10 protein-coding genes are annotated in these 17,338 nt (G+C 50.8%); 4 read left to right on the top strand and 6 right to left on the bottom strand.

Annotation, left to right across the window (positions count from 1 at the left end; translation table 11 throughout):
- Window positions 1-156: 156 nt before the first annotated feature.
- The gene (gene mfd / locus DYD62_RS14505) at window positions 157-3,555 is read right to left on the bottom strand and encodes a transcription-repair coupling factor (RefSeq protein WP_115228313.1); all 3,399 of its coding nucleotides are present in this window, start codon (window positions 3,553-3,555) and stop codon (window positions 157-159) included.
- Window positions 3,556-3,727: 172 nt separating this feature from the next.
- Here mfd and DYD62_RS14500 point away from each other — a divergent pair, with 172 nt between their 5' ends.
- From DYD62_RS14500 to DYD62_RS14490, 3 genes are all read left to right on the top strand, one after another.
- Window positions 3,728-6,232 (top strand): bifunctional diguanylate cyclase/phosphodiesterase, encoded by a 2,505-nt coding sequence (locus DYD62_RS14500; RefSeq protein WP_115227995.1) that lies wholly within the window; start codon window positions 3,728-3,730, stop codon window positions 6,230-6,232.
- Between the two features lie 76 nt (window positions 6,233-6,308).
- The gene (gene rlmB / locus DYD62_RS14495) at window positions 6,309-7,052 is read left to right on the top strand and encodes a 23S rRNA (guanosine(2251)-2'-O)-methyltransferase RlmB (protein WP_115227994.1); all 744 of its coding nucleotides are present in this window, start codon (window positions 6,309-6,311) and stop codon (window positions 7,050-7,052) included.
- Between the two features lie 121 nt (window positions 7,053-7,173).
- Window positions 7,174-7,944 carry a substrate-binding periplasmic protein gene (locus tag DYD62_RS14490; protein ID WP_115227993.1) on the top strand — a complete coding sequence of 257 codons (771 nt, stop codon included), beginning with the start codon at window positions 7,174-7,176 and terminating at the stop codon, window positions 7,942-7,944.
- 7 nt (window positions 7,945-7,951) lie between these two features.
- Here DYD62_RS14490 and DYD62_RS14485 read toward each other — a convergent pair whose 3' ends face one another.
- From DYD62_RS14485 to hrcA, 5 genes are all read right to left on the bottom strand, one after another.
- Window positions 7,952-8,689 carry a class I SAM-dependent methyltransferase gene (locus DYD62_RS14485; RefSeq protein WP_115227992.1) on the bottom strand — a complete coding sequence of 246 codons (738 nt, stop codon included), beginning with the start codon at window positions 8,687-8,689 and terminating at the stop codon, window positions 7,952-7,954.
- 3 nt (window positions 8,690-8,692) lie between these two features.
- Window positions 8,693-10,021 (bottom strand): DUF3999 domain-containing protein, encoded by a 1,329-nt coding sequence (locus tag DYD62_RS14480; protein WP_115227991.1) that lies wholly within the window; start codon window positions 10,019-10,021, stop codon window positions 8,693-8,695.
- Window positions 10,018-13,815, bottom strand: a complete 3,798-nt coding sequence (locus DYD62_RS14475) for a DUF2339 domain-containing protein (RefSeq protein WP_115227990.1) — start codon at window positions 13,813-13,815, stop codon at window positions 10,018-10,020. The genes DYD62_RS14480 and DYD62_RS14475 overlap by 4 nt, the downstream gene beginning before the upstream one ends.
- Window positions 13,816-14,058: 243 nt before the next feature.
- Entirely contained in the window at window positions 14,059-15,105 is a 1,047-nt protein-coding gene (mltB, locus tag DYD62_RS14470; protein WP_115227989.1) for a lytic murein transglycosylase B, read from the bottom strand.
- Window positions 15,106-15,195: 90 nt separating this feature from the next.
- Window positions 15,196-16,203, bottom strand: coding sequence for a heat-inducible transcriptional repressor HrcA (gene hrcA, locus DYD62_RS14465; RefSeq protein ID WP_115227988.1), 1,008 nt, complete (start codon window positions 16,201-16,203; stop codon window positions 15,196-15,198).
- A 155-nt stretch (window positions 16,204-16,358) separates the two neighbouring features.
- On the opposite strand from hrcA, the gene DYD62_RS14460 reads away from it, so the two are divergent.
- On the top strand, window positions 16,359-17,234 hold the full coding sequence (locus tag DYD62_RS14460; RefSeq protein ID WP_115227987.1) for an NAD kinase: 876 nt from the start codon (window positions 16,359-16,361) through the stop codon (window positions 17,232-17,234).
- Window positions 17,235-17,338 lie beyond the last annotated feature (104 nt).

The following is a 17,338-nucleotide window of genomic DNA, read 5'->3' as shown; positions in this document are numbered from 1 at the left end:
GGCTTAGGCCACCCTTGATGCTGATGAGCAGACTGATCCATTTCGGCCGTAACCCACCATCACGCTGCGGTGGCTTACGGCTAGGCGCTTGTTGTCTATTTATTTAATCTTCCAGTCTGCCTAACTCACCCTAAGGATAATCGGCACATCAATGTCTCAATGGCTTAACTCATGCAATAGCTCTTTTACTCTGACCACACGCAGGGTGCTTTCTGGCCAATTCCCTTCTACCCGCAATTTATCCTGGCCACTCATTTTGTAGTTCTTTTTGTTCTGGATGAGCTTAATGATTTTCATCGGCTCGATCACGGTATTAGTAGTAAAGCTGATGACGATAGCGTTGTCGGCAGCGTCGATTTTAGCAATGCCAAGGGTGCCTGCAATCATACGCAGGCGGTGGCAATCGAGTAGCACTTTGGCAGGCGCAGGTAAGAGGCCAAAGCGGTCGATCAGCTCTTGCATGATGTCATCCAGATCGTCATTGCTTTCACAATGGGCTAGGCGTTTATACAGGCTGAGCCGCTCGTTCACATCGGGGCAGTATTCGGCTGGCAGTAGGGCTGGGGCGCGCAAATTGATTTCGGTGGTCACGCCCAGTGGCTGGGATAAATCGGGCTCGATGCCTTTTTTGAGTGATTTAACCGCTTCTTTGAGCATCTGGCTGTAGAGCGAGAAGCCAATTTCTTGCATCTCGCCTGATTGCGAATCACCCAGCACTTCACCCGCACCACGGATTTCCAAATCGTGCATGGCCAGATAAAACCCTGCACCCAATTCATCCATCATCTGAATCGCTTCAAGGCGCTTTTTAGCGTCGCCGGACAGTGCTTCTGGCTCGGGAACCAGTAGATAGGCGTAAGCCTGGTGATGGCTGCGGCCAACGCGGCCACGCATCTGGTGTAATTGCGCCAAGCCAAATTTATCGGCGCGGTTCATCAAAATGGTATTGGCGTTGGGGATGTCGATCCCGGTTTCGATAATCGTGGTGCAAAGCAGAATATTGAAACGCTGCTGGGCAAAGTCACGCATCACATGCTCAAGATCTCGCTCCCGCATCTGGCCATGGGCCACGCCCACACGGGCTTCGGGCAAGAGCGCCGTGAGTTTTTCGCGCATATTGTCGATGGTATCGACTTCATTATGCAAAAAGAACACTTGGCCGCCGCGCTTTAGCTCGCGTAATACCGCTTCACGGATAATGCCGTCGCTGAATTTGGCGAGAAAGGTTTTAACCGCCAGACGTTTATTCGGTGCAGTGGCAATCACAGAAAAGTCACGCAAGCCTTCCAGACTCATCGCCAGTGTGCGAGGAATCGGTGTGGCGGTGAGGGTGAGTACGTCCACATCGGCGCGCAGCGCTTTAAGCTGCTCTTTTTGCCGCACCCCAAAGCGGTGTTCTTCGTCGATAATGACAAGACCCAGTCGGTTGAATTCCACATCCGGCTGCACCAGCTTATGCGTGCCGATCACAATGTCCACTGTGCCGTCGCTCATGCCTTTCATGGTGGCCGTGGCTTCCTTGGCGCTTCTAAAGCGCGAGATTTCGGCTACTTTAATTGGCCAGTCAGAAAAACGATCGCTAAAGGTTTGGAAGTGTTGCTCGGCTAATAGCGTGGTGGGCACCAGTACGGCCACCTGCTTGCCACCGGCTACCGCTGCAAAGGCGGCGCGCAGCGCCACTTCGGTTTTACCAAAGCCCACATCACCACAGACCAGCCTGTCCATCGGCTTATCAATACGCATATCCACCAGTACGGCTTCAATCGCTGCGGCCTGATCGGCAGTTTCGTCAAAGCCAAAGCCTGCGGCAAAGGCGGCGTAATCGTGGAAATCCCATTCAAAGGCATGGCCCTTACGCGCGGCGCGGCGGGCGTAAAGGTTAAGTAGCTCGGCAGCGGTGTCTCTGACTTGCTCGGCCGCTTTACGCTTGGATTTATCCCAGCTGCCGCTGCCCAGTTTATGTAAGGGTGCAGCGTCTGCGCTGCCACCAGAATAACGGCTGATGACGTGTAGCTGGCTGACAGGCACGTAGAGCTTATCGTTGCCTGCGTATTCGATGACCACCAGTTCGGTTTCACCCTCGCCCAGATCCATGCTGGTCAGGCCAGAGTAGCGGCCAATGCCGTGGCCTTCGTGTACCACGGCATCGCCAATTTTTAGCTCGGATAAATCACGCAACATCGCATCGGTATTGCTGCGTTTTTGCTGACGCTTGCCACGGCTTTGCGCTACCACCTCGTAAAGATTGGCTTCGGTGATAATGGCTAAGTGGTCGTTATCCAGAATAAAGCCGTGGTAAAAGGGGGCTGCGGCTAGCAGCACCTTATCTTTACTCGCTTTGATGTCGGACCAATTGTCGATCAGCTTGGGTTTTAGCCCGTATTCGGCAAAAAACTGTGCCATGGTTTCGCGGCGACCCAGGCTTTCGGCGCAGAGCAGGATACGGCCACTGTAGCTGGCAATAAAATCACTGAGCTTGCTGATCGGGTTGTCGCTGCGGCGGTCCACATTTAAAGCGGGCAGGGCGGTGGTTAACGTTGACTCACCGCTAATAAACTCGATACGACGGTGTTTTTTTAAGCCGCTAAATAGGGCATCAGGGCTGAGGTAAAGATCTTTAGGTGGCAGAATCGGCCGTTCTTTATCGCCGGATAAATTTCGGTAACGGTCGGCGGTTTCCGCCCAGAATTGCTCGGCAGCCTGCAATAACTCGCCATGCTGCACCAACACCGCGTCTTTGGGGAGGTAATCAAACAGCGTGGCGGTTTGCTCAAAAAACAGTGGCAGATAGTATTCAATCCCGGCCGGGGTGCTGCCGTTGCCAATTTCTTTATAAATACGCGCCTTGCTAGGGTCGCCTTCAAATACTTCCCTAAAGCGCTGCCTGAACTGGGTGCGTCCCTTTTCATCCAGCGGAAACTCACGCGCGGGCAGTAGGCGAATTTCGGGAACAGGATAAAGGCTACGCTGGGTGTCTACATCGAAAGTGCGGATGGTTTCGATCACATCGCCGAATAAATCCAGCCGGTAAGGCAGGGTAGAACCCATGGGGAATAAATCAATTAAGCCGCCACGAATCGAAAATTCACCCGGGCCATACACCTGGGTAACGTGGCTGTAACCTGCAAAGGCCATATCGGCACGCAGCTGATCTGCATCAAGCTTCTCTCCCTTATTCAGGAAGAAAGTGTAAGCCGCCAGATATTCTACCGGGGGTAAAACACCCATTGCCGTTTGTACCGGCACAATCACGACATCAGCCTGGTTTTGACGGATTTGCCATAAAGCCGCCAGACGCTCTGAAATTAAATCGTGGTGAGGGCTGAAATGATCGTAGGCCAGCGTTTCCCAATCAGGGAAAAGCACGATATTTTTTTCTGGGGCCAGAAAGCTGAGCTCTTCTTTTAAGCGGCTGGCCACCTGCGCATTGGATGTAAACACCACCAAAGGATGCGAAACATCGGCGTAATGGCTTAATGCCAAAGCATCGCCGGAGCCATGTAAGGCATTGATTTGGGTACGTTGGCCGTTCAGTGGAAGTGCAGGTAGTGTCATGGCAGATGGCATTCTTAGAAAGCGTAGTGGCGGATTATACCCGTCCTGCCTGATCTGTTTGAGAAAGCTGGGGCTTGATTTTTTTGGGTAACTATCTAATGATGCTTACCAAATATTAGATTTACCTGTTAGGTATCTAAAAAAATAATTAGTTTTGGGGAGAGCAATATTAATGCGTAGGCCATGGCTACAGCAGCTTCTTATTGCTTCAGTATATAGCCTGTCTGGGTTTCTTAGCTGGAAGTTGTCATCGGGGCAGCATTTATTTAACTTACATACCGGTGTGGGTGTTGCGGCATTATTATTATGCGGTTCACGTACTTTATTGACGATTGCATCCGTTTCGTGGCTGTTGCCAGCTTTACAAGGTTACCCTTTATGGGGTGTGGTGCAACTCTCTTTACTTGAGGTTTTGCAGCCTTTACTGATTGTTTCATTATTGCCGCGGTTTGTGCTGGATGGAGAGCTGAGGGTAAAAGACAGCTTGCGATTAATCCTTGCCGGCCCGTTGGTGGGGGCCTTTTTTGGGGCCAGTTGTGGCGTTTTGATTCAAAGTGTTTTCTTTCCCCTTCCTTCTGTTGCCCTTTTTTCTGACTGGGTTTCATGGTGGCTGGGCGACGCCTTATTTATTCTGATTGTTGTTCCTCTTTGCCTTGGTTTATTGCACCAAAAAGCCATTGTCTGGCCTGGGCGTTTGCCTGAAATGATGCTGATAGTGGCCATCGCCAGCTTTGGTGCCATTTTATTGCGACAGTTTCATGGCTATCAGGAGCTGATGTTTTTATTGTTTCCACTTATGATTTGGTCTGCCCTTCGTTTAGGCCATGTGGGTAATGGTGTGCTTGGGATTGTGGTCGGTTTACTGGCCATTTTTTCTCATTCTGGCTCGGTGTGGCCCGGCGGCTTGTTATCGAGCTTATTGCTGCTGCTTTCTGTCGTCGTAACGGGGGTGGTGCTGGCGGCTTCAAATCAGGAAGAATTTGTAGCCGCAAAAAGCACTCGCCTTGCTGCTCAGGTATTTGGCAATGCCAGTGAAGGCATTCTGATTACCGATGCCAACGCCAGAATTGTGGCGGTGAATCCGGCATTCAGCCGGATTACAGGTTTTGATTCTGCAGATGCCATTGGCCGTGTTTCTCGGATGTTTAATCAGCGCGGCAGCGGGCGGGCCGTTAATCAATCCATGCTCTCCGAGCTGCAGGCTTATGGGCATTGGCAGGGTGAGATGGAAGACCGGCGGAAAAATGGTGAAACCTATCCGGCTTGGCTGTCTATCAGCGCGGTGCGGGATGAGCAAGGTGGAATGAGTAATTACGTGGGTGTTTTTTCTGATTACACCCATAGAAAAGAAGCTGAACAGCGCTTGTTTCATCTGGCAAATCATGACCCGCTGACCGGCTTATATAATCGGATGGCCTTGCAGGATCAGCTGCACAGTGCGGTGCAGCGGGCAAAAGAGAGCCAGTTTGCGGTGCTCTTTATTGATCTGGATCGCTTTAAAACGATTAATGACACTCTGGGGCATGAAGTTGGCGATGCAATGCTGGTGATTGTGGCGCAGCGCTTACAAAATGCTTTAAATGAAAAGGATGTACTGGCCCGGATTGGCGGCGACGAATTTACTATCTTACTTGAAAATACGGTGTGCCTTGAGCAAGTGGGCCAAGTGGCGGAGCGTTTGCGCCAGGCCTTGATTCAGCCTTGTTTGATTAATGGCCAGGAATTATTTGTCAGTTGCTCCATCGGGATCAGCGTTTATCCAAGCGATGGTAAAACACCGGCTGCACTACTTAAAAATGCCGATGTGGCAATGTACAGGGCAAAAGAAACCGGCAAAAACAATGTGCAGTTTTTTGCAGCCAATATGAATGATATGGCACTAGAGCATCTGATGATGGAAAACGGCTTGCGTCATGCATTAGAGCGTAAGCAATTTTGTTTGCATTATCAGCCTAAAATTGATCTGGCAAGCGGGCAGTTAAGTGGCCTAGAAAGCCTGATCCGCTGGAATCATCCCAGCCTTGGTCTGGTGCCGCCAGTAAGTTTTATTCCGCTTGCAGAAGAAAATGGCCTGATTGTTGCCATTGGAGAATGGGTGTTGTTTGAGGCTTGCAGGCAAATGCGTGTCTGGCTGGATGCAGGTTTTAATATTCCTCATGTAGCAGTGAATTTATCGCCCCGCCAGTTTCAAAAAGCTAATCTGGTGCAGCAGGTAAAAATGGCGCTCACAAATACGGGCCTTGCTGCTTCCCGTTTAGAGCTTGAAATTACTGAAAGCATGATCATGCAGGATCCGCAACGCGCTGTGCAGACCTTGAATGAGCTGAAAGCCATGGGCGTGATGCTGGCCATTGATGATTTTGGTACGGGTTATTCATCGCTTTCAAACCTGAAACACTTCCCGATTGATAGCCTGAAAATTGACCGCTCCTTTGTAGAGGGGCTGCCGGAAGACACGGATAATGCGGCCATTACCGAGGCAATTATTGCCATGGCGCGAAAATTACGCCTTTCTGTGGTGGGTGAAGGCGTAGAAACGACGCAACAAATGTTATTCTTGCGCAAAAGTGGCTGCCAAAGTGTGCAGGGATATTTATATTCTCGTGCATTATCGGCAGATGATCTCGAGATTTATCTGGCCCGGCAAGGGCTGGTAACAGCCGACTCCATTTTATAATTCATTTTGAAATCGCCTGAAGAGCGGTTGATGATGGTGATCTATAAAGAGGGTCGGCGTTTTATTAGGTACAGAACTGATGCAAAAAAAATTAATTCACGGCTTTCATGCTGTGTCTTCCCGTGTAAAGCGTTTTCCAGACAGCGTTTTAGAATTGTTTTTTAATGGCAATCGCGCTGACCCACGCGCTAAAGAGCTGCTGAAATTAGCAGAGCAGCAGGGTGTGCATGTGATTATGGTGGATGCCGCCCGCTTGGATGGCATGACAGGGCACGCCCGCCATCAAGGCGTAGCGGCGATGATTGATGCGGGTAAATCCTATGTGGTGCTGGAAGACGTTCTGGAAGACTTGAGCGAGCCACCATTTTTGCTGATTCTGGATGGGATTACCGATCCGCATAATCTGGGCGCTTGCCTGCGCGTGGCGGATGCAATGGGCGTGCATGCTGTGATTGCACCTAAAGATAAATCGGTGAGCATTAACGCCACTGTATCTAAAGTGGCTTGCGGCGCTGCTGAAGTTATCCCTTACATCATGGTCACTAATTTGGCGCGTACTTTGCGTGATTTAAAAGACCAGAATGTCTGGATTGTGGGAACGGACGCCGATGCTAAAACCGACTTGCATCATTTTAACCAAACCGGCCCGCTGGCCTGGGTATTGGGTAATGAAGGCGAAGGCATGCGCCGCCTGACGCGTGAATCCTGCGATACCTTGGTATCTATCCCGATGTTTGGTTCGGTAGAAAGCTTGAATGTATCGGTTGCCAGCGGGATTATTCTTGCTGAAAGCCGCCGTCAGCGTGAAATGAATAAATAAAGATTGAAGCTCCCCTTGCCATGTTTTTTTATAGGTTTGGGGGAGTGCACTCTTTTGTTCTGAGCGGATTTTCCAAACACATAAATGGTCTACACTGGCATAAATTTGCAGTGGAGCTCTTATGTATAGACTGATTTTATTATTTCTTTCTGCTTCCGCCTGTGCCAATGAATGGCCCACGATTAATATCTGCGATGATGTTGCAGAGTGGCCGCCCTATACCTTTTATGAGCGTGAAAAGGGGGTTAAAACCCAGAGTGTTAAAGGGTTTTCTGTTGATGTTATACAGGCTGTCTTTGTAAAAAATAAAATTAAATATAAAATTGAATTATTGCCATGGAAACGATGTATGTTTGAAGTGGAGCAGGGTAAGCAATATCAGATGATATTAAATGCAACAAAAAACCCGGATCGTGAACGGGCATATCTCTTTTCTGATTCATTTTATCAAACACATTATTATTATTTTTACTCTAAAAAAACACACCCCACGGGGTTGAGTATTAAATCACAAGCTGATTTAAATAATTACACAATGGGGGGTATCAACGGCTATGCCTATTCAGCGCTGGTGGATGTAAATAAAGAAAAGATAAGCAGAACGGTAGATTACATTGCTTTAGTTAAAATGCTGCATGCAGGCCGGGTCGATGTTTTTGCTGAAGATATTGAAGCAATTACGGGAATGGGTGAGGTTGGGGCCTACGATTTTATAGGGGATGCCCAGCTGGGTATGGCGATATTGCCAGGCGTGGAAGAAAATAAATTCCATATGATCTTTACCAAAAAAGACCCGCTGGGCAAAGCGCTGAGAGATTTAATAAATAAAGAAATACAGCAAATGAAACGCTCTGGCGAACTCAATAAATTGTTAATAAAATACGTAAAATAAATAAGAGCTAAGAAGCTGTACGCCCTGCTAATAAGGTAAGCGGCCAGATGATGGTGATTTCAGTCTGCCATTCTTCAGCCAAAGCATTCCTGAGTGTATCAACGGGGTCATACCCTTCCTGCTGAATAAATAGTGCAGTGGCCGACCAGCTTTGCACATAGCCCAATAATTGCTCTAGCTGCCATTTTTCTCTAAGCTCAAAGTTTGGGCTGCATAGCTGGGAAAATGGAAAAGACAGACTGGCATAGCCATTTTCAACGTGTTTTCTCTCTGGTGGCCAATAAGCGCCCACGCCGTTTTGATAAAAGTCCTGGAATAGTTGATTAATATGCTCATCGCCAATGATGGGCGTGCCATAGCACCAAGCGGCAATCAGCCCCTCTTTTTTTAAAACTCGCTTTGCTTCCGTATAAAAAGCATCCAAATCAAACCAGTGCAGTGCCTGAGCAATGCAAATAAGATCCACGCTATTGGGCAGTAGATGGCTATCTGCTGCGCTGGTGCACCGGGTAAGTATCTTTGGATTTTTTGGGAGTAAATCAAGCTGTGCTTGGCTGATATCACTGGCCAGGACAGATTCAAAGTGTAAGGCTAAATCAGTGCTTGCCTGACCACTTCCCGCACCACAATCCCATGCCTGTTGCCGCTCAGGGCAGAGCCCAGCCAGCCACTCAAAAAGAGCTTTGGGGTAATGCGGTCTACTTGTGAAATAGTGTGCTGAAACCTGTGAAAAGTGATCCGACATGGCTTACTCCTGTGCTGGCCGGATCAGTTTCCAGGCCATCGCCCCCAATACCCCTACTGCCAAAACCAAAGCCGCCCATAGTCCATAGCTGCGAGCGGATGAGGGGGAACTGGCCAGAGCTGGTGCCGGAGCAGCTGTTTTAGTGAGCAGAGCGCCCGCTGTTGCTGACGCGGCTACGTTGCCGATGATTAGATCTGCAGTATTCAGTGCCGCGCTGCTTACCCGTGCATTGCCAAAGGCCAATACAAATGGCGCTTGCCCGCGGGCGACGAAGGCGATTTGCTGGGGTATCCAGCCCGCTTTCAGTTGCGGCAGGCCTTGGCCTAGCCCGCCACTGCTTTGATTCACACTTAAACGCCAGTAGCGATGGTTGTTGGGGCTGATGGATAGCGCAGGGCTGTGGGCTTCGCTGGATTTGCTTTGTAAGCGATAGAGCGTGGTGCTTTGCTCGCTCTGCCAGGGCTCGGCAGGGGTGGCGCGGCTGGCCAGCGATGCTTGCACCACGGTGTTGAGCTGCGGCAAGGTCAGCTCCAGCCTATCAATTGGGGCATGCACGCCCAGATCAAATTGATATTCTCCGGCTTGTTGACGTTGTGCGGTGACAGGCGCAAGCCATGCTCTTTTTGCCGGGGCAGATTGCGCTATGGATGATTGCAGGCGCACTTCTTTAAGTGTAAGCGGGGAGTCGCTGCTGATGCGCAGATATTTGGCGCGGATGCCGCCCAATTCCACTTTCGGCTGGCTGAGCGTTTGGCCTTGATAATCAAGCTGGATGATTTCTGTGCTGCCCAGCGCCCGCCATTGTTGCAAATCGTCACTGGCAGCTAGCCTGATCTGGCCCTGATAGTTGGCTTCCTGCCAGCTCAGAATCAGCGACTCTAGCTGCCCTTTGATTTGCGAGGCGTCAACAATATAGCTGAGCTCCTGCTGCTTGCTGACGGTATGGCTCTGTGCGTTGAGTTGTCCGTTGCTGCTGATTTGAATCGAAACATCACGCTGCTCAGTGCTGGACTTGCTGCCATAAGGAAAAAAACGCAGGGCGGTCTGGCTGAGCTGATTTTGTTGAGGTGCTGCGTTTGTTTCCAGCGCATAGGGCACCAGCTCGCCCGCCGCGTTGAAAACCCGTAAATCGCCTAAGTCGGCCCTCTGGCTAAATTGATATACCGTGACAGGCACACCCAGCCGGTAAAAGGGCGATGATTCACTTAATAACAAGGCTTGCTGATGGCTGAAAACAGCAGGTGTTAGCGGCGAAGGCAGCGGCGCTGCCGTGGGTTTTTTTGCCCAAACTAGGGGGCTGATACATAAGATCAGCGTGCAGATTAATCTCATGGCTCTTCCTTTTTGGGCGGCAGCGGTGATAAATAGCCAATGATAAGCAGTAAGACGCCCACACCAATAAAGCTGATGATGCGCTCGATGCCGCTGATTCTGGACAGATCAAGCATAAACAGCTTGCCGACCACGATGACGAGCAGTGCCGCGCCGCTAAACCAGAGTGATCTGTCGGTTTTTCGGGTGGCATAGAGCATTAAGCCAAAGGCAAGTAACGTCCAGAATATTGAAAGCGCAGCTTGCACCAGTGTCGATTGCAATAGTGGCCCCAGCTGATAGGGCACATCGCCCCAGTGATGCAAGGTGCGCAGCAATACGCCGTTCAGCCAGACAAACAGCGTGGCACCTGCGCCGATTTTTAGCCATTGCACTGGCAGCCCGCCGCGCAGCTTGTCCACTCGGTAGAGCCACAGCGCCAAGAGGGCAAAGATACCGATCTGAATTAAATCCAGCGGATTGATCAGCGGCCAGCGGCTGCCGGCCTGGCTGAGGTTGGCGTAGAAAGTCCATAGCCACATCACCAACATCACCGGTGCGCAGGCAATGGCCAGCAGGCGCAGCATGCTGTCCCGTTTGGCAAATTGCAGTGCCGCCAGTGAAAACAGCCCCCATGCCAGCATGAATATCTGTTGTAAGCTGCTGGAATGCAGTGCTTCTAATAAAGAAAACGGAAACGCCAGCAGGTGATGCAGGCCGCGCAGCAAGGCGCCGTTAAACCAGATAAATAAGGTAGCGAGGGCGGTGTAAGCCAGCCAGCTGGGTAGCTCGGCATCGGCGGAAGTCGATTTAAAATCACGCCATGCCAGATACAGCGCGCCAAGCACTGCGAGTTGTGCCAGCTCCAGTAAATTAAGCAGCGGCAGATAGCGAATATTGAGCAAGCTGCCATCGTTAAAGTTAGCCGCCAATAGCCATGCCCAAAGCACCAGTAATATGCCGCGTAGCGCATGGCGGCTTGCCACCGATGCGTAAGACGCCTCTGTGGCAAAGCGTTTCAGCATCAGGATGGCGATGATGGATGCGCTGCTCCAGAACAGCGCAAATACCGCTTGTATTCTGAGCGAATCAAGCAGCGTGCTCAGGCTGTAAATCTCATCGCCCCAATGGTGGAAGACTCTGAGTAATTCGGCGTTCAGCCATAAAAATCCCAGCGTCAGCAGAACAGGGGCTGTCCATTTGGATAGATCAAGCAGCTGCAGGCTTAGTAACTTTCGCTTCCAGGCTATGAGCGCCACTACACCTGATCCAAGGGCAATATCAAGCGGGTTAAGTAGCGGCAAATAAGGCAGCGGATCAGGATTGCCGTCGCTGCCCAGCGCAAACAGTGCCCACAGCAGTAAGCCAGCCGCCAGCGGAGCAGCGCCTGCAATAAAATAGCTTTGGGAAAAGCGGGCAATGGGCCAGCGTATTTTGCTGCCGTAGCTCGCCAGCAGCCAAAGCACGGCGGCGCAGATGATGGGCCATGCGGTAGCACGCCAAACGCCTTCAGGCACGGCTTGGCTAATCAGCCAAGCCAGCTCGGCGGCAATTAAAATACTGGCCAGCCAAATACCGACGGTGTGCAGGATGGGCAGCGCTTGCTGATCTTCGTCTTCATGCCGCCATAATAAATAAAGTGCCAGCGGCAGGGTCAGCGGCCATGCCAGCAAGCCCCAGCCTGCCAGTGGGTGAGTGTGCGTTGCCAGCACCGGCATGCTGATTAGCGCCAGCAGAGGAAACAGCGCCAGAGCGGGCAGGCGCAGCAGCGGCCATTGCCATTTTTTGCAAGCTAGGCTGGCAAGCAATGCGCTGAAAGCGGCAAATAGGGCGATGGCTGAGGACTGCTCTGTGTGGATAATAAATTGCCAGATTTCATTTAGGCCTGCGCCTGTCCACCACAGTAATCCCCACGCTGCGAGAAGGGGGGAAATCATTTTTCCAGGCCTAAACCAAGCCAGAGCCGCTTCTTTTTGCATTAAATAGCCACTGAATAAGCCCGATAGCGCCAGCATCAGGCCGCCGATATAGCCGCTGTTCAGGATGGCTAAGGCATTGTCGGCTAAGGGGCCGCTATGGTTAAAGAAGGCAATGCCTGCAATGATTTGCAAAGCCAGAGCGCAGCAGAGTGATCGCAGCCGCTCTTGGCGTAAGCTCACCCAGATAATCGCTGCTGCTTCAACGGCCCAGCTGGCGGCAGTGGTGCGGGCATCAAAGGCCAGTGGGATGGCCAGCGTGGCAAACAGCACGCCCAGCGCAAGTAAAGCTTCAAACAGCAAACGCAGCTCGTCGCGTTTTTTTGCCCTTAAAAACTGTGCAATCGACAGATAAAAAGCTGAAAGCACCACGGCGCTGCCAGCGAGCGCAAATTCAATATCATGGACCAGCGCAGCTTGCAGGCCAAAGGCGGCCAGCGGTGTGCCAAAAATCAGCGTGCCATCAACATAGCTTTTAAGTGCCACTTGTTGGCGCAGGGCGTAGAGCAGGGCAATGCCTACATAAAACAGGAAAAATAAAATTAAGAAGGGCTCGGTACTGGCGAGCAGCTCGGGCTTATATTTAAGCGCGCCCCAGCTGGTGGCAATCCCAAAGGTAAACACAAAGCCCAGTAAATTAAGCGGCCGCCATGTTTTATACCAGGCCATTGCAAAAATGCCGGCGTTAAGCAGGGCAAAATAGCTGAATAGTGCAATATGGCTGCCCTGGCCTGTTGACGTCAGGATGGGCGCTAAAAAGCCCCCCGTAATGCCCATCACCGCCAGCGATCTGGCATCTTGTTTGATGGCTAAAATAGCCGAAAACACACCGACCAGTATCAAAAATACCAGCGCAAATCCGGCAGGAATCACTGCAAATTTCAGCGCGGTAAAAGCGGTGAGGTACAGTACCCCTACGCCGCCGCCTTGCATAATCAAAGCATATTCGCGGCGCTTATCCCGTAATCGCCAACCAATCACCAGCAGCACAATCGCGCCGATGGCGGTGCCTGCAAAGCGTAACTCCACGGGCAGCATGCTGTTGTCGGCCGCAAACTTAAGTAAAAACGCTAGGCCAAAAAACAGAATCAGTATCCCGACCCGCACTACGGTATTTCCGCCCAAGAGCCAGTCTTTGCCCATTTGAAAAGCTTTGGATAATTGCACGCTGAGCCAGTCTGGCTCTGCGGGTTGCAGGGGGAGCGGTGGTGCAGGGCGGCTTGGCGCGGCTTGAGGGCTGGGGGGCGTGGCTGCTGCTTGGGGCTCGGTGGAAGAAAGGCCTGTTGAGTCGTGAGTTTCCTCGCTAAGGGTCTGTCTGCTGAGGGGGGGGAGCGCTGCGGCACTATCCGCTGTGCTGGTTTCAGAAGGCATGACCGCTGAAATATCGTTTATTTCCAGACTAAGCGGCGGGCTGCTGATTTCTGGTGTGATTTCCTGAGGTGGTGTTGGCAGGCTGCTTGCGGCCCAGCTGTTTTCTACTGGGTGAGCTGCTGAGATGGGCGTGCTGCTGGCTTCAAAAGCTGGGCTGATCTGGCTGTTGTTTTGTGCTTTAAGCTGCTGCATTTCGTTTTGCAGGGTGGCAAGCGATTGCTCCAGTTGCAGCACTCTTTGCTCAAGGCTCAGTGGGTCGGTGTGGGTCAGCGTATTGCCGGGGACGGGCTGGGCGGGTGAATGATCCCCGCTTGCAGAGGTTTCAGAATCTTGAACCGGAGCAGGGTTTTTTTTGCTTAATAAAATATAGGCAATAAAAGCCAGTAGGCCGGCACCAAATGCCCCGCCAGTACCAAATTGCAGCCCTCCCCAAATCATGGCAATCAGGATAATGATACTTGCTTTCATAGTGGCCTCAGAGTTGGGCTTATTGAGGGAACAAAGAGCCAGAGTCAGCAGAGGGCTCTGCTTTACCTGCTGAAGGGCTGCGTTGTTGTATTGGCCATCAATACAGGCAGCGCCTTCAGCGGATCAATTTAATGTGTTGTTTTTGTTCTGATCAATGAATGAAAAACCAGGGGCAGTACGTACAGCCTAGACGGAAAAAAGCGCACAGGATGTGCCGCGATTAAACCGTGCCCCTTCAGCTGTTTAGCGCCATGCGCCTGATTTTTTTACCGGCTTAACTGGCTTTGCTGCGGCTTTAGGGGGCTTTAAATCGTCACCTTCCTGATAGCTTTTTAAAATGCTTTCGGAAAGTTGCAGCACCGCTGTCGCATAGAGCGTACTTTTGTTGTAGCGGGTAATCACATAAAAATTATTAAAGCCAAGATAGTGGCTGGTAAAGCCGGGCTCGGTTTCAAGGGAAAATAACACGGCTTTGTCTTCCGTGTTGAGCTCACTGATGGGCACGACGCCTTTTTGCATCAGCTGGCCTACGGTGTAGTGCAGATTAAATTTATCAGCAAAGATATCGCTCATATCGGCATTGATATTGACTGCGGCATAGGCTGGTTGCCCTTTCTCCCAGCCATGTGCTTTTAAGTAATTTGCCACGCTGGCGATGGCGTCGTTGGGGTGATTCCAGATGTCACGATGGCCGTTCTGATCGTAATCGACGGCATACTGACGGAACGATGAAGGCATAAATTGTGGCCAGCCCATGGCTCCAGCGTAGGAGCCAGTAAAGTCCATGGGGTCTTCTTTTTCTTCACGGGCCAGTAAGAGGAATTCAGTTAGTTCTTTTTGAAAAAATTCGGCGCGGCGCGGGTAATCAAAAGCAATGGTGCTCAGTACATCTAAAATATGAAAGCTGCCGGTGTTTTTGCCGTAATTCGTTTCTGCCCCCAGAATAGCCACAATGACTTCAGGCTCTACCCCGTAGCGTTCGCTGATTTCTTTGATCGCAATCGCGTGCTCGCGCCAGAATTTAGCGCCTGCTAGGCTGCGTGCAGGATTTACAAAATTAACGCGGAAGGTATACCAGGGACGGGCGGTAGATGGGCGGTCTAAAATATCCAGCACATTGCTTTTATGCGTAGCCCGGCTTAGCGTTTGCACCAGTTCTTCTTCACTGAATTGATAAGTTGCTGCAGTAGCCTTGATATAAGCCTGCACATCTTCTCGCGCAACTAAAGCCTCGTCGGCGTGCGCCATGCCCATCAGGCTGACTAATAACAGGGGTAAAAATTTACGCATGATTTTCGCTTTTCTTAAAGTAACCCACATTATCTACGAAAGGCAGTGCAATGATGCGGGAATATTAAATAGGAATAACTGGCAAAAATGTCACAAAGAGAGTGCTGAGGATAAGAGCTGGGCGGTGATATCCACGATGGGAATCACCCTTTCATAATCCATGCGGGTGGGGCCAATTACCCCTAGTGTGCCAACAATTTCGCCATTGACGCGATAAGGCGCTGTGATTACTGAGCACTCGTCTAAGGGGGCTAGGCCCGATTCGCCGCCGATATATATTTTTACACCATCGGCATGGTTGCCTAAGTCCAGCAGTTGCAGCAGGGCGGTTTTTTGCTCGAAAAGGGCAAATAGCTGACGCATTCTGGCCACATTAGAGGATAAATCGCCTACCCCCAGCAGCTGGTGCTCGCCTGCAATCACCACAGAATCGCTGCGTTTGCTTAATTCTGCGCCCACTGCAACGGCGGCATTCATCAGGCTGACAATATCGCTTTTCAGGCTGACTAATTCCTTTTGTACAATGTGACTTAATGCCGCCAGTGTTTTACCCGAGCAATATTCATTTAAAAAGTGCGCGGCTTCAGTCAGCTCGCTTGCGGAATAAATGCGCTCGGTTTGTAAAATTCGATTTTGTACATCGCCATCGCTGGTCACCAGAATCAGCAAAACACGCCGTTCTGACAGCTGCATAAATTCAATTTGCTTAAGCAAAATATCATGGCGTCTGGGGCTTTGTACTAGGCCTGCAAATTGGGTGAGCTGTGATAAAACCTGTGAAGCCGCCGCAACGCTGCGTTGCGGGCTGTCTACCGGCAGCTGTAATTCGCTCAGGGTTGGGGAATCTAAAGTTTGCACCGTAAGCAATGAATCAACAAAAAGCCGGTAGCCCAGTACGGTGGGTATGCGGCCAGCCGAGGTGTGCGGGCTGGCCACAAAGCCCAGCGCTTCTAAATCAACCATGGTATTTCTGATCGTTGCAGAGCTGATATCCAGCCCTGAAAAATGCTGCAAGGCTTTGGAGCCAATAGGCTGGCCTTCAGCAATGTAGCGTTCGACGAGGGTTTTAAGTAGAATTTGAGAACGATCGTTCAGCATATTGGGTGATGGTGGTGAGCTATATTGCGAATCTTACTTCGTTTTACAAGGAGTTTCGCTTTCGGGCAAGCACTTGCCAGGTGAAAACACCTGCGAAGCACCTTAATTAACTGACTGCTGCTGTTATTTATTAAAAAATCGGGTCTAATGAGCTTATGCAAAGTCTACTGTTCAAAACCATCGCTGTTGTGGGGCGTACTGGCACACCCACTTTAGACGAACCCATTCGCCGCCTAGCTGCACTTTTGGCGGCAGCAGGTGTTAAAGTTTTGCTCGATCAAGCCACAGCAGAAGAGCATGGCATCACTGAACATCAGGATGTTAGCCGCGATAATATCGGCAAAGTAGCAGATTTAGTGATTGTGCTGGGCGGCGATGGCACCATGCTGGGTGTGGCGCGCCTGCTGGCTCCTTACCGTATTCCGCTGGTAGGGATTAATCAGGGCCGTCTGGGTTTTATGACCGATATCTCGGTTGATGAAATGGACGAGCTGGTGATGGCCATGCTGTATGGCGAATTTATCCCCGAAGAGCGCATTCTGCTGGAAACCACCGTGGTGCGTGATGGTCATGAAATTGACAACGCTTTAGCATTTAATGATGTGGTGTTCAGCCGGGGAAATACCGGCGCTATGATCGAATTTGAAATCTTTATCGATGGGCGCTTTGTATACAGCCAGCGCTCGGATGGTCTGATTATTTCAACACCCACCGGCTCCACTGCTTATGCACTTGCATCCGGCGGGCCGATTTTGCACCCCAGCCTGCCCGCGATTGCGCTGGTGCCCATTTGCCCGCAATCCTTATCAAATCGCCCGATTGTGGTGAATGACACCTGTGCCGTTGAGTTTTTGCTGACCCGGGCCCAGGATGCGCGGGTGTATTACGACAATCAGTCTCACTGTGATTTACAAGAAAAAGACCGGGTGCTGATTAGCCGCTACCGTAATACCTTAAGGGTGTTGCACCCGAATAGTTATCACTACTACGACACCCTGCGCGAAAAACTGCGCTGGGGCGAGCGCTTGTAAGTGATGCCTCTATTTAACTCAAAAACCAAATCTTGAATCTCAGAGAGCACGGAGGAGACTGTTTACACAGAGAAAACCATGAAACTTAAACTTTTCTCTGAGAT

Origin of the sequence: Iodobacter fluviatilis (genome assembly GCF_900451195.1) — a bacterium.
Taxonomy (GTDB): Bacteria; Pseudomonadota; Gammaproteobacteria; order Burkholderiales; family Chitinibacteraceae; genus Iodobacter; species Iodobacter fluviatilis.
This window is presented reverse-complemented; position numbering and strand designations above follow the sequence as displayed.

Bases quoted from the DNA above. Each gene is read 5' to 3' on its own strand.
- mfd (WP_115228313.1), bottom strand. From the start codon at position 3,555: ATGACACTACCTGCACTTCCACTGAACGGCCAACGTACCCAAATCAAT.
- DYD62_RS14475 (WP_115227990.1), bottom strand. From the start codon at position 13,815: ATGAAAGCAAGTATCATTATCCTGATTGCCATGATTTGGGGAGGGCTG.
- DYD62_RS14490 (WP_115227993.1), top strand. From the start codon at position 7,174: ATGTATAGACTGATTTTATTATTTCTTTCTGCTTCCGCCTGTGCCAAT.
- DYD62_RS14500 (WP_115227995.1), top strand. From the start codon at position 3,728: ATGCGTAGGCCATGGCTACAGCAGCTTCTTATTGCTTCAGTATATAGC.
- DYD62_RS14460 (WP_115227987.1), top strand. From the start codon at position 16,359: ATGCAAAGTCTACTGTTCAAAACCATCGCTGTTGTGGGGCGTACTGGC.
- DYD62_RS14485 (WP_115227992.1), bottom strand. From the start codon at position 8,689: ATGTCGGATCACTTTTCACAGGTTTCAGCACACTATTTCACAAGTAGA.
- DYD62_RS14480 (WP_115227991.1), bottom strand. From the start codon at position 10,021: ATGAGATTAATCTGCACGCTGATCTTATGTATCAGCCCCCTAGTTTGG.
- mltB (WP_115227989.1), bottom strand. From the start codon at position 15,105: ATGCGTAAATTTTTACCCCTGTTATTAGTCAGCCTGATGGGCATGGCG.
- hrcA (WP_115227988.1), bottom strand. From the start codon at position 16,203: ATGCTGAACGATCGTTCTCAAATTCTACTTAAAACCCTCGTCGAACGC.